This window comes from Faecalibacterium sp. Marseille-Q3530, from assembly GCF_017377625.1.
Classification (GTDB): domain Bacteria; phylum Bacillota; class Clostridia; order Oscillospirales; family Ruminococcaceae; genus Faecalibacterium; species Faecalibacterium prausnitzii_E.
The window spans coordinates 19,331-33,085 of sequence record NZ_JAFREH010000019.1; the positions used below are offsets into that span (position 1 = coordinate 19,331).

Consider the following 13,755-nt stretch of genomic DNA (forward strand, 5'->3'; position numbering starts at 1 on the left):
CGGCAGAGTTGCCGGCGGCACCGCCGCAGGAGCGTTTTCCCCTGCGGCGGCTTTGCCGTTTTTAGAGCCAAACCTCTCCGTCATCGCTGCGCGATGCCACCCACTCCCCTTCTGGCACGATTGTGCCACCTCCCCCGGCCGGGGGAGTCTTTCCTAATGAGGGGAGGCTTTGGCAGCCGGGTGAAGCCTGATGGATACGCCAGAGGCTCTCCTACTAGGAGAGCTGGCGGGCGCAAGCCCGACTGAGAGGTTGTACGAAGGATCGCGTTACAATCGAGATAAAGGGAACAGTAACTATGGCAGAACAACTCTGGAAAGGCCGTTTTTCCAAGGCGGTCGATTCGCGCGTCAATGATTTCAACTCTTCCATCCGCTTTGACCAGCGGATGATCGCACAGGATATGCGGGGCAGCGGCGTACACGCCACCATGCTGGCCAAACAGGGCATCATCTCCGAGCAGGACTGCGAGGACATCCTCAACGGTCTGGCTTCCATTGCCGACGATCTGGCCAGCGGCAAGCTGGAGATCGACCCCAACGCCGAGGACGTCCACACCTTCGTGGAGCAGACCCTGACCGCCCGCATCGGCGACGCCGGCAAGCGCCTGCACACCGGCCGCAGCCGCAACGATCAGGTGGCGCTGGACATCCGCCTGACTCTGCGCGACTACAGCCGGATGCTGCAGGGCCGCATCGTCGAGCTGGTCCGGGTCATCTGCAAGAAAGCAGCGGAGAACACCGCCGCCGTCATGCCCGGCTACACCCACCTGCAGCGCGCCCAGCCCATCACCTTCGGCCACGCGCTGATGGCCTATGCCTGGATGCTGCTGCGCGATCTGCAGCGCTTTGAGGATGCCACGGCCCGCATGGACGCGCAGTGCCCGCTGGGCTCCGGCGCGCTGGCCGGCACCACCTACCCGCTGGACCGCGCCTTCACCGCTGAGAAGCTGGGCTTTGCCGCACCCTGCGCCAACAGCCTGGACGGCGTGTCCGACCGCGATTTCTGCATCGAGCTGGCCGCTGCCATCTCCACCTGCATGATGCACCTGTCCCGCCTGTCGGAGGAGATCATCCTCTGGTGCAGCTGGGAGTTCAAGTTCATCGAGCTGGACGACGCTTTCACCACCGGCTCCTCCATCATGCCGCAGAAGAAAAACCCGGACGTCACCGAACTCATCCGCGGCAAGACCGGCCGTGTCTACGGCGACCTGAACACCCTGCTCGTCATGATGAAGGGCATCCCGCTGGCCTACAACAAAGATATGCAGGAGGATAAGGAGGCCATCTTCGACGCCGTCGATACCCTCGACCTCTGCCTGAAGACCGTCACCCCGATGCTGGACACCATGAAGACCCTGCCCGCCAACATGCGCCGCGCTGCGGCCAAGGGCTTCATCAACGCCACCGACTGCGCTGATTACCTGACCAAAAAGGGAATGCCCTTCCGCGATGCCTACAAGCTGACCGGCTGCATGGTCTCCGACTGCATCAGCAAAGACAAGACCCTCGAAGAGCTGACGCTGGACGAGTTCCGGGGCTACAGCAGCCTGTTTGAGAACGATATCTACGATGCCATCGACCTCATCAAGTGCTGCGAGGGCCGCACCAGCTACGGCGGCCCCTCCGAGGCAAGCGTGAAGAATCAGATCGCACTGGCATCTGCACAGGTGGACGCATGGGAGGCGAACAACGCATGAGCGTGAAAGTTTTTATCGACGGTTCCTCCGGCACCACCGGTCTGCGCATCGCGGACCGTCTGGCGGCCCGGCCTGAGATCGAGCTTCTGAGCATCTCCGCCGAGGGCCGCAAGGACGTGAACGAGCGGGCCAGCGTCATCAACTCCGCAGACCTCGCCTTTCTCTGCCTGCCCGATGCGGCTTCCAAAGAGGTCATGCCCCTGCTCCGCCCGGACGTCAAGGTGCTGGATACCTCCACGGCCTTCCGCACCGACCCGGCATGGGACTATGGCTTCCCGGAGCTGAAGGGCCAGAAAGAGAAGATCCAGAACTCCTGCCGTGTGGCCGTGCCCGGCTGCTACGCCAGCGGCTTCATCGGCATTGCGCGGCCGCTGGTCGAGCTGGGGCTGGCCCCGGCGGACTATCCGTTCAGCTGCACGGGCATCTCCGGCTACTCCGGCGGCGGCAAAAAGATGATTGCCGAGTACGAGAGCCCGGACCGCCCGGCCCACAGCAAGATCGACGCGCCCAAGAGCTACGGCCTCACGCTGGCCCACAAGCACCTGCCCGAAATGCAGAAGATCAGCGGGCTGGCCCACACGCCCGCCTTTGTGCCGGTGGTCTGCGATTACTATTCCGGGATGCAGGTCCTCGTTCCGCTGGATCTGAAGCTGGCGGGCACCACCGCCGGGCAGGTGGCCGAGGGCATCGCCGCCTATTATAAGGATGGCGCGATGGTCTCTGTCCACGCCCTGAACGAACCGCTGCCCGAAAACGGCCTGTACTCCAACGCCCTCTCCGGCAGCGACCGGATGGAGCTGTACCTGACTGTGAACGCAGCAGGCGACCAGATGATGCTTATTTCGCTGTTCGACAACCTGGGCAAAGGCTCATCTGGTGCCGCCGTGCAGTGCATGAACCTGATGCTGGGTCTGAACGAGGTCGAAGGATTAGAGTGAAACCTCTCCGTCAATGCTTCGCATTACCACCTCTCCTGATCGGAGAGGCCTTGGCAGTCGGATATGGCTTGCTGGATACGCCAGAGGCTCCCCTATCAGGAAAGACTCCCCCGGCCGGGGGAGGTGGCGTGTAAACGCCAGAAGGGGAATGGCTGGCGAGCCGCAGGCGAGACGGAGAGGTTTAATGGAGGGAAGAACGATATGTCTTACAAGGAAGTATCGGGCGGCATCTGTGCGCCCAGAGGATTTGCAGCGGCCGGTGTCCATTGCGGCATCCGGGCCAACCACAACGAAAAATACGATCTGGCGCTCATCAAAGCAGAAGTCCGCTGCGCGGCCGCCGGTGTCTACACCACCAACAAGGTCTGCGGTGCGCCCATCAAGGTGGACCGTGCCCACCTGAAGGACGGCTATGCACAGGCCATCCTTGTCAACAGCGGCAACGCCAACACCTGCGCCGCCAACGGTGTGGCACTGGCCGAAGAGTGCTGTGCGCTGGTGGGCAAGGCGCTGGACATCCCCGCTGAGGATGTTCTGCCCGCCTCCACCGGCGTCATCGGCCAGCCTATGGTCATCGACCCGTTTGCCCGCGGCATCCCCGCCGCAGCGGCCAAGCTGGCCGCAACCGGGCAGGGCAGCACCGATGCGGCGACTGCCATCATGACCACCGACACCCACAAAAAAGAGTACGCCATCCAGTTCGAGCTGGGCGGCAAGACCTGCACCGTGGGTGCCATCGGCAAGGGCAGCGGCATGATCGCCCCCAATATGGCGACGATGCTGGCCTTCTACACCACCGACGCCGCCGTCTCCCCCGCCCTGCTCGAAAAGGCGCTGAAGACTGTCGTGCCCGGCACCTACAACCAGATGAGCGTGGACCTCGACACTTCGACGAACGACACCCTCATCATCCTGGCATCGGGCCTTGCGGGCAACCCGGAGATCACCGAGGAGAACGCCGATTACGAGGCCTTTGTGGCAGCGCTGACGGCCATTGCCGAGCACATGTGTGCTGAACACGCCGGTGACGGCGAGGGCGCGACCCACCTCATCACCTGCGAAGTCACCCATGCGCCCGACCTGAAGACGGCCCGCGCCGTCTCCCGCAGCGTGGTCTGCTCCAACCTGTTCAAGGCGGCGGTCTTTGGCCGCGATGCCAACTGGGGCCGCATCCTCTGCGCCATCGGCTACACCCCCGGCGACTTCTCCATCGACAAGGTCTGCGTCTGGCTGTCCAGTGCCGCCGGGGAGGTCTACGTTTGCGAGAACGCAGCCTACCACCCCTACAGCGAGGACGAGGCCGCCAAAGTGCTGGCCGAGCACGATGTCCTCGTCAAGGTGGACATGGGCACCGGCGACGCCAGTGCAAAGGCCTGGGGCTGTGACCTGACCTATGATTACGTCAAGATCAACGGCGATTACCGCACCTGAGAAGCGGTTCGAAACAGAGCATCGAGCGGGAAGAGGAAACGTATGAAGAACGAAGAAATGGCCCTCCTGTTTTCGGAGGCGACCCCTTATATCCAGAAGTACCACGGCAAGACCATGGTCATCAAATACGGCGGCAACGCCATGATCAACGAGACGCTGAAGAACGCCGTCATGAACGACCTTGTCACCCTGACGCTGCTGGGCGTGCGGGTGGTGCTGGTCCACGGCGGCGGCCCGGCCATCAACGAAATGCTGAAAAAGGTCGGTGTGGAGAGCCATTTTGCCAACGGTCTGCGCGTGACCGACGACGCCACCATGGAGATCGTCCAGCAGGTGCTGGCCGGCAAGGTGAACAAGGACCTCGTGGCAAAGCTGCGCGGCCGCGGCGTCGGCCTGTGCGGCATGGACGGCCAGATGCTCCGCTGCACCGAGCTGGACCCCCAGCTGGGCCATGTGGGCGAGATCATCCATGTGGACCCGACCCTGATCGAAAACCTGCTGAACGGCGGCTACATCCCGGTCATCGCGACGGTCGGCATGGACGACCTCGGCCAGGCATACAATGTCAACGCCGACACCGCTGCCGCCCAGATCGCCATTGCGCTCAAGGCCGAAAAGCTCGTCTCCATGACCGATATCGCGGGCCTGCTGCGGGATAAGGACGACGAATCCACCCTCATCCCCGAAGTGGAAGTCTCCGAGATCGAGGGCTACAAGGCCGCTGGAGTCATCGCGGGCGGCATGATCCCCAAGATCGGCGGCATGGCCGATGCCATCTATCAGGGCGTCCACGAGGCCGTCATCATTGATGGCCGTGTCCCCCACTCCATCCTGCTGGAGCTGTTCTCCAACCGCGGTTCCGGCACCCGCTTCTACCGCCGGAGCCATCAGGAATAAGGGTTGCTTCGCATCCTCATCTGCTTTATAATGAAAGAAAACGGGCTAGGAGGGCAAACTTATGGATTCCGAAAAAGTCATCAAGCGGGACAACGACTATGTCCTGCATACCTACAACCGCAATCCCATTGCGCTGGAAAAGGGCCACGGCCTGTATGCCGAAGGCCCCGAAGGCCAGAAGTATCTGGACTTCACCAGCGGCATCGGCGTCAACAGTCTGGGCTATTGTGATGTAGACTGGGCCGAGGCCGTTTCCGAGCAGGCCCACAAGCTGCAGCACACATCCAACCTCTACTACACGGCCCCCTGCGGCAAGCTGGCCAAAAAGCTGTGCAAGCGCACCGGCATGAGCAAGGTCTTCTTTGGCAACTCCGGTGCCGAGGCCAATGAGGGTGCCATCAAGGCGGCCCGCAAATACAGCTTCGACCACTACGGCAAGGACCGTGATGTGGTCATCACGCTGGTCAACAGCTTCCATGGCCGCACCATCGCTACCCTGACCGCCACCGGACAGGAGGTGTTCCACAACTACTTCGGTCCCTTCAACGAGGGCTTCCAGTACGTCCCGGCGGGCGACCTCGAAGCCCTGACCGAGCTGGTGGACCGCCACACCTGCGCCGTGATGCTGGAGCTGGTGCAGGGCGAGGGCGGTGTCGTGGCGCTGGAGCCGGAATACGTGCAGGCCGTCCGCAAGCTCTGCGATGACAGGGACCTGGTCCTCATCGTGGACGAAGTGCAGACCGGCGTGGGCCGCACCGGCACCTTCCTGTGCTGTGAGCACTACAACCTCAAGCCGGATGTCGTCACCCTGGCCAAGGGTCTGGGCGGCGGCCTGCCCATCGGTGCCGTGCTGATGAACGAAAAGGTCGCGGCCGGGATGGGTGCAGGCACCCACGGCTCCACCTTCGGCGGCAACCCGGTGGTCTGCGCCGGTGCCAATGTGGTCGTGGACCGGATGGACAACGGCTTTTTGGCGAACGTCAATGAGCGCGCCGTCCAGCTGCGCACCGGCCTGGCAAAGCTCCCCATGGTCAAGAGCCTGTCCGGCATCGGCCTGATGGTGGGCATCGAATTTTTCGGCGATGTCCGGGCGGCGGATGTCCTCGCCGCCTGCCGCGAAAAGGGCCTGCTGGTGCTGACGGCCAAGACCCGCCTGCGCCTGCTGCCGCCCCTGACCCTGACGGCACATGATGTCGAGAAGGCACTGGCCATCCTGAACGAAGTGCTGAGCGAGATGGCGCAGAAGTCTCCGGAGGAACAGGCATGAAACATCTGCTGAAACTGAGCGACCTCTCCCCCGAAGAGCTGCACCACATCCTCGATGTGGCCGACCGGCTCAAGGCGGAGCAGAAGGCCGGAGGCACGGCACCGCTGCTGCACGGCAGGAGCGTGGCGCTGATGTTCTCCAAAAACTCCACCCGCACCCGCACCAGCTTTGAGGTGGGCGTGTACCAGCTGGGGGGCCTTGGCAACTACATGAACGCCGCCACCGAGCTGCAATCCGGCCGGGGTGAGCCGCTCAAGGATACCGCCCGTGTGCTGGGCCGCTACTACGACTGTGTGGTCTGGCGCACCTACCGCCAGTGCGACCTTGAAGAGTTCGCCGAGCTGGCCGGGGTCCCGGTCATCAACGGCCTGACCGACTATGCCCACCCCTGCCAGGTGCTGGCCGACCTGATGACCATTCGGGAGCGCCGCGGCGCACTGGAAGACCAGAAGCTCTGCTTCATCGGCGATGGATGCAGCATGGCGAACAGCCTCATCGTGGGCGGTCTGCTGGCCGGGATGACCGTCAGCTGCGTCTGCCCGCAGGGCTACCGCCCCGCTGCCGATGTGCTGATGTTTGCCCACAAGTATGGCCCGAAGTTCCATCTCCTCACCGACCCCGCCGAGGGCGTGAAGGACGCCGACGTGGTCGTGACGGCGGCCTGGAACACCGCCCCCGGCACACCGGAGAGCGAACGCCGCCTGCGTGATTTCGCAGGCTTTCAGGTCACGAGCGGCCTGCTGAGCGGAGCAAAGCCCGACGCGATGCTTCTCCACTGCCTGCCCGCCCACCGCGGCGAGGAGATCTCCACGGCGGTCTTTGAACAGCACGCCGACGAGATCTTCACCGAAGCCGAGAACCGCCTCCACGTCCAGAAAGCCGTTCTGGCCATCCTTCTGGCGAACCAATAAGCGGGAACATACAGGCTTCATAAAACAGCCGTTTGAACGGATAGAAAGAAAACCAGAACTGTCAGCTGGATCAGCTGCGCCGTTCTGGTTTTCTGCTGTTTGTAAGAGCAGGGAGCGTCCTGCGGTTACAACGTTTCAATTCTTAAAAATTCCTGTCCTGCCGGAAACAAGTGCGACAAACTGGAAGTTGTAAATACATGTTTTCCCAAGTTCTTTTGCCATATCATGTATTCTTGAATTTAACATCAAATCTACAATTCTATCAGGCTCTTACTTTTCCATTTTCCACTCTTCCATCTAAGCACCATTCCAATTGCTCTAGCGCACTCATCACCCGCCATGGCAATATATGCTCCTACCGCCAGAAGTCCCATGTGTATTCCAAGAAAATATGTTCCACCAACTGCAAACAGATACATAAATATTGCACCAATTATAACTGGAAAAATAGCATCTCCACTTGTTTTTAATGCCTGTCCATATACAAGATTTGTCACTCTTCCAAATTCAAGGAATATATCTACTATCAACAATTTTACTACAAGCTCAATCATCTGTGTATCATCCGTAAATATATGAACGATAAAACGTCCGGTCATTGCAAATGTCACAGAAAAGCACGTTGCTGTTACAAGACCATATATCACAGCTTTCCGTGTACCCCTGTCACATTCCTCATACTTCTTTGCCCCGATTCTCCAGCCAGTCATAATAGCATTTGCCTGTGCAAGTGCTGCCCCCACACAATATGAGAAATTGGCTATCTGCATAGCATACGAACGAGCTGTAACATTCATTCCATCCGTATCCATCTGGTTCATAAAACGCACTATAAATGTCATTGCTACATTATAAAGTGCTGTCTCAAATGCAGAAGGAAACCCAATCTTAACAATCTGTGCAAGTATCCTTCGTGGTTGTTCACGTTCAGGGCTCTGCTTTGCTTTTATAAGTACAGCCCCCATTGCCGCTACAATAATAAGATTCACAGCTTTTGAAATAACTGTTGCAGTAGCAACTCCCATGACTCCCCAGTGAAACACAAACAGGAATACTGAATTCAGTATAATATTAATTACATTACCGACAACTGTCCCTATCAAGGAATGTTTTGTATATCCAAATACTCTTAAATAGCTGGAAAAAATAGGAATAAGCGCATTTAAAAAGCTTGCGCCTCCAACAATTTTAAGATATGTTTCAGCTGATTCAAGCAAAGCAGGAGCAATACTCACTGCCCTCAGTATCCCTCCTGAAAAGACAGCAAGAACAACAGATATCAAGATACCTGTCAGTGCATTAAATACAAGTCCAAGCTGTCTCGCCTGATATGCAATTCCAGGTCTTCCAGCCCCGATATTCTGTGACATCACCGCTACCATACCAGATGATATTACCCCGAACATAATGATAAAAACACCTATATATGTATTTGCTGTTCCGACAGCCCCAACAGCCTGGTCGCTTACTGATGATAACATCAGTGTATCAACCATACCTGAAAGCATATAAAATAAAGTTTCCAGACATATTGGCACAGATAGTTGTGTCAACGTTTTTCTTTCACCTTGCATGTTTTCCTCCATAAATTCCGATTTGTTGAACTAAGCCGAGTATACCACACGCGCGGTCGAATGACCACTCATATATATGAGAATTTGCCCGAAATGCACCCTTCTGGTATAAAGTCCAGTGCGCGGCACCTTGCCAGCGGTGGATGCGCTTCGGATATGAAAAAGTCCCATGCCGACACCGTGACGGTGCAGACATGGGACTTGATGATTTTTCGGCCTGGCCGGGCAGCCGGAACCGATCCGGACAGGCGTTTACAGAGTCTTACACGCCCGAATAGGCGGAGAAGCCGCCGTCTACGGGCAGGCAGATGCCGGTGATGAATCCGGCGGCGTCGTTGTTCAGCAGGAACAGCAGTGCGCCGACGAGGTCTTTTTTGCTGTCACCGAAGCGGCCCATCGGGGTGGCGGCAAGGATCTTGCCGGTGCGGGCGGTGGGGGTGCCGTCCTCGTTGTAGAGCAGCTTTGCGTTCTGCTCACTGGCGAAGAAGCCCGGCGCAATGGCGTTGACCCGGATGCCCACCTTGCTGAAGTGGACGGCCAGCCACTGGGTGAAGTTGGTCACGGCGGCCTTGGAGCCGGAGTAGGCCGGGATCTTGGTCAGGGGCAGATAGGCGTTCATGCTGGAAATGTTCAGGATGTTGCAGCCCTCACGGCCCACCATCTGGCGGGCGAAAGCCTGGGTCGGCAGCAGGGTGCCGATGAAGTTCAGGTTGAACACCATCTCCACGCCGCTCTCGTCAAGGTCGAAGAAGGTCACGGTGTCGGTGTCAAGGTCGCCCATCTCGAAGTATTCCTTGTCGGTGTTGGCGCGGGCGTTGTTGCCGCCGGCACCATTTACGAGGATGTCGCAGGGGCCGAGGTCTGCCAGCACGTCTTCGGCCACCTGCAGGCAGTTGGCCTTGTTCATGACGTTGCAGGTATAGCCGCGGGCTACGCCGCCCTCGGCCTCGATCGCGTCAGCCAGCTCCTTGAGCTTTTCCATGTTGCGGCCCAGCAGGGCGACCTTTGCACCGGCCCGCGCCAGCGCTTTGGCGAAGATGGAGCACAGGGTGCCGCTGGCACCGGTGACAACGGCCACCTTGCCGGTGAGGTCGGTGTTCAGAACTTTCTTTTCCATAACAGATCTCCTCTTCGTTGCTTAAACTTTGCCCGCGCCCCTGTCCAGGATCTTATCGAACCGGGAGAAGAAGGTAGCGGCGGTGACGGTGGCGGCGATGATGTCGCTGACCGGCTCGGCCAGGAAGACGCCGAACACCGGGTCTGCGACCACATGCGGCAGGATGAAGATGAGGGGGATGAGCAAAATCAGCTTGCGCAGGCAGGCCAGCAGCAGGCTGACCTTGGCCTGACCCAGCGCCATAAAGCTCTGCTGGCAGGCGATCTGGATGCCCAGCGAGAAGATGCCAGCCATGTAGATGCGCATGGCCCAGGTGGTGTATTCGATCAGAGTGGCATCCGAGGTGAAGATGCCGGCCACCACACCGGGCACCAGCATCATCAGCACCCAGAAGATGGCTGTGTAGCCGAAGCAGACCAGAAGCTGGAAGCGGAAGGCCTCCTTGACGCGCTCTTTCTTGCCTGCACCGAAGTTGAAGCTCATCACCGGCTGGCCGCCCTGGCAGACGCCGGAGACCGGCATACTGGCCAGCTGGGAAACGCTGGTGATGACCGTCATTGCGCCCACGGCCACGTCGCCGCCGTAGCGGGCCAGGCTGGAGCTGAAGCTGATCGAGAGCAGGCTCTCGGTGGACATCATGACGAAGGTGGAGATGCCCAGCGCCAGGACGGGCAGCACGATCTTCCCTTCGGGCTTGAGGTACTCTTTCTTCAGCCGGAGGGTGGTCTTGGGGCCGGTGAGGAAGCGGATGATCCAGATGGCACCCACAGCCTGGCTGAGCACGGTGGCGATGGCTGCACCCCGCACCCCCAGACCAAAGAGGAAGATGAGGATGGGGTCGAGCACGATGTTGATGACCGCACCGATGACGGTGGTCAGCATACTGATCTTGGCAAAGCCCTGTGCGGTGATGAAGGGGTTCATGCCCAGCACGATGAGGACGCAGACCGAGCCGAGGATGTAGATGCGGCTGTACGCCAGCGCATAGGGCAGGGTGGCGTCGCTGGCACCGAACATCCGCAGCAGGGCCGGTGCGGCGGCGTAGAACACGACGGTCAGCAGCACCGAGAAGATCAGCAGCATGGTGAAGCTGTTGCTGACGATCTTTTCCGCCTGGTCTTTGTCGCCCTGGCCCATGGCGATGGCGGTGCGGGGCGCACCACCGGCACCGATGAGCATCGCAAAGGCGTTCAGCAGCATCAGGATGGGGGTGAACAGGCCCACACCGGTCAGCGCGGCTGCGCCGATGCCGGGGATGTGGCCGATGTAGATACGGTCCACGATGTTATACAGCAGGTTGACGATCTGGGCCACCACGGCCGGGATCATCAGCTGGAGCAGCAGCTTTTTGACGCTGCCGGTGCCCATATCTCCTTGTTTTTTCTGTGTTTGTGCCATTGGTTTCTCCTTGCATGAAAAGGGCGGCCAGCACCCGAAGGGGGTGCGGACCACCGCATATTTTAATACGACAGGCCGAAATTCAACTCATAGTAATTGCCGGCGGCGTCACGGTAAGCGTAAGCCTTGCCATTTTCGTCCTTCATGCAGTCGGGCATGTAGGCATCCTTGGCGTAGCCGGGCACATCGTTGGGGCTGATGCAGACGCCGTCTGCATTGACGGCCAGCACTTCGTCGCCCTTGGGCAGGGTCAGCGGCAGCTTGCCGACCGGGGCAAAGCGGCCGAACAGGACATCCAGCGTTGCGGAGGGGTAGGTATCGAAGCCGACGGTCAGCGCATCGGAGACTTTTTCGATGCTGCCGACTTCCCAGGCCAGCGGGCAGTTGATGTTGGAAACGACCTTGCCGCCGTGTGCGTGGACCGCCTCGGCGATGCCGGGGATGCGGCTGGCACCGACCAGCGTGGTCTCCTGATGGGTCTCGGCGGTGGGCTTGCCGCTTTCATCCACGTTGCAGACGGTCTTGCCTTCGCAGATGTCCAGCTCCAGATAGCCCGGCGTTGCATTGAAGTATGCACCGGACTGCGGGCTGACCATCAGCAGGGCAATATCGGCCTCGGCGGGGTCGGCCACCAGCGTGACATTGCCCAGCATCTCGCGCAGGGCCTTGGTGGCAGCTTCGCCGGCCTCGGCGCTCTTGCCGAAGGCCTCGGCGTAGACCTTGCAGCCGTCCTTCAGGGGCAGGGTGCCGTCGTTTTTCAGCAGGACGACGCTCTCGCGGTGGACGCGGCTGGCCTCTTCCCAGTCGGCCTTGGTGGCCACGACCTCGGCAGCCTTCCGGGGGTCTGCATAGGGATCTTCGAACATGCCCTGACGGAACAGCTCGGTCAGGGTGCGGCGGACGGCGCGGTTCAGGCTCTCGTCGGTCAGGACAAGGTCTTCCTTCCGGAAGCCTGCGGGTACCTCGTGGGTGTCGTAGTAGCCGTTGGTAGCGCGGGCGTAGCTCTCCTCGCCGAACGCATTGTCCAGCAGACCGGAGATCAGGTCCACGCCGCTCTGGGTGACGGCGTAGCCGATGCGCTCCGGCTCATCCAGCATATCGACGCCCCAGCACATGTTGTGGACGATGCCGGTGTCGGAGTTGATGTAGCCCTTGAAGCCCATCTGGCTGCGGAGCATCCCGTCGATGAAGACCTTGTTGTAAGCGAAGCCATAGGGATTCAGCGCGATGGGGTTGCCCTCGAAGTCCTCCTGCGGGGCGCTCTTCTCAGCGGACGGCTTGGAGTAGTAGGGCATGATGGACTCGGCGTTGTGGCGGATGGCCGCACGGAAGGTCGGGATGTGATACTTCTGCAAGGAACCGGGGGTGGCGTAGATGTTCCACTGACCGGCTGCATAGTGGGGGTCGAAGCCGTTCTCACGGGCACCGCCGCCGGGGAAGTGCTTCACGGTCACGGACACGCCGTCCGGGGTGACGCCGTTGCTGCCGCCCTGGATGCCGGGGATGAGGTGGTCGAAGATCTCCTCGATCAGCTCCGGGTCCTCGCCGAAGGTGCCGAAGGTGCGCTGCCAACGAGGGTCGGTGACGCAGTCGGCCATGTACATGTAGCCCTTCTTCAGGCCGCAGGCGTTCCACTCGCGGCGGATGGTGTCGGCGAACTTGTCGATGATGTCGATGCGGGCGGTGCCCTTGACGGCCGCTGCGATGCCCAGAGTGCCGGGCCAGGTGGCGAAGACACCGGCGGCATCGTTCATGCCGAAGACGACCTCGCCGTTCTCGTTGCGGCTGTTGGACATGACCTGCATGGGCACGAAGTGCTCACAGGTCTCGGTCAGGTATTGCAGCTGGTTCAGATAGTCGGCCAGATCTTCGGGGGTGGGGTTCTCGCGCAGGATGACGTGGCGGTTGAAGCACTTTTTGACCATGTCGGAGGTGCTGGGCAGCGCCTGATGGCCGAAGATGCTGTCGGAAACGTCCACCGGTGCCTCATCCAGCAGGCCGGAGTCATCGCCCACGGGCTTGTGGCCGTTGGCAGCCAGACGGGGCGAGGGGTACTTGGGGCCCATCCGCCAGTCAGAGGTGAACAGCTGGCCGATCTTCTCGCTGGTGGTCAGGGTCTGGACATAGGCTTTGGCGCGCTCTTCCGGGGCAAGGCGCCAGTCGTTGACGGCGCTGACGGTGCCGGTGCCGTCGATATCCTTGAAATAGAGGCCATCCTGTTCGATGACCCGGCGCTCCACCGTGCCGATGGTGGGGCCGTTTGCGTTGACATAGCGCTGGACGCGCTGGGATGCTTTCGTTGCCATGTGATTTCTCCTTTTTATTTTACGCCGTCTGCGGTGGGGTTCGTGATACCTATATTATAATGGCAGACCCCAGAAAGGGATTAGAAAAATTTTTGGAAAAATCCGCACTTTCCTAATATTCTTTTCCATGCAGGTCCATGCAGGCGGAGAAAACTGGCAATGTGCTGTACTAGTATATCAATGATATGTACAATTTGACCAATAGGTTTTTGGAAAGTT

Annotated in this window: 10 protein-coding genes; 6 read left to right on the plus strand and 4 right to left on the minus strand. The window is 60.0% G+C overall.

Annotated features, from left to right (window positions below):
- Positions 1–296 precede the first annotated feature (296 nt).
- The 6 genes from argH to argF all read left to right on the plus strand — a co-directional run bounded on the left by argH (position 297) and on the right by argF (position 7,141).
- Positions 297–1,697: an argininosuccinate lyase gene (argH, locus tag J3350_RS12655; protein WP_207686873.1), complete on the plus strand. Its 1,401-nt coding sequence runs from the start codon at positions 297–299 to the stop codon at positions 1,695–1,697.
- A complete protein-coding gene (gene argC / locus J3350_RS12660) occupies positions 1,694–2,635 on the plus strand; it encodes an N-acetyl-gamma-glutamyl-phosphate reductase (protein WP_207686874.1) in 942 nt (313 codons plus the stop codon). Before argH ends, argC begins: the two co-directional genes overlap by 4 nt.
- Positions 2,636–2,836: 201 nt before the next feature.
- The gene (argJ, locus tag J3350_RS12665; RefSeq protein WP_097791196.1) at positions 2,837–4,066 is read left to right on the plus strand and encodes a bifunctional glutamate N-acetyltransferase/amino-acid acetyltransferase ArgJ; all 1,230 of its coding nucleotides are present in this window, start codon (positions 2,837–2,839) and stop codon (positions 4,064–4,066) included.
- Between the two features lie 42 nt (positions 4,067–4,108).
- Positions 4,109–4,963, plus strand: coding sequence for an acetylglutamate kinase (gene argB / locus J3350_RS12670; protein WP_097791195.1), 855 nt, complete (start codon positions 4,109–4,111; stop codon positions 4,961–4,963).
- Between the two features lie 61 nt (positions 4,964–5,024).
- Positions 5,025–6,230, plus strand: coding sequence for an aspartate aminotransferase family protein (locus J3350_RS12675; protein WP_207686875.1), 1,206 nt, complete (start codon positions 5,025–5,027; stop codon positions 6,228–6,230).
- Complete coding sequence (gene argF / locus J3350_RS12680) at positions 6,227–7,141, plus strand: ornithine carbamoyltransferase (RefSeq protein WP_207686876.1); 915 nt, start codon at positions 6,227–6,229, stop codon at positions 7,139–7,141. The genes J3350_RS12675 and argF overlap by 4 nt, the downstream gene beginning before the upstream one ends.
- A 251-nt stretch (positions 7,142–7,392) precedes the next feature.
- On the opposite strand, the gene J3350_RS12685 is transcribed toward argF, so the two are convergent.
- From J3350_RS12685 to J3350_RS12700, 4 genes are all read right to left on the minus strand, one after another.
- Positions 7,393–8,715: an MATE family efflux transporter gene (locus J3350_RS12685; RefSeq protein WP_097771281.1), complete on the minus strand. Its 1,323-nt coding sequence runs from the start codon at positions 8,713–8,715 to the stop codon at positions 7,393–7,395.
- 262 nt (positions 8,716–8,977) lie between these two features.
- Positions 8,978–9,832, minus strand: coding sequence for an SDR family oxidoreductase (locus J3350_RS12690; RefSeq protein ID WP_207686877.1), 855 nt, complete (start codon positions 9,830–9,832; stop codon positions 8,978–8,980).
- A gap of 21 nt (positions 9,833–9,853) precedes the next feature.
- Positions 9,854–11,230: an MATE family efflux transporter gene (locus J3350_RS12695; RefSeq protein WP_207686878.1), complete on the minus strand. Its 1,377-nt coding sequence runs from the start codon at positions 11,228–11,230 to the stop codon at positions 9,854–9,856.
- A 62-nt stretch (positions 11,231–11,292) separates the two neighbouring features.
- Positions 11,293–13,536: a glycoside hydrolase family 3 N-terminal domain-containing protein gene (locus tag J3350_RS12700; RefSeq protein WP_207686879.1), complete on the minus strand. Its 2,244-nt coding sequence runs from the start codon at positions 13,534–13,536 to the stop codon at positions 11,293–11,295.
- Positions 13,537–13,755 lie beyond the last annotated feature (219 nt).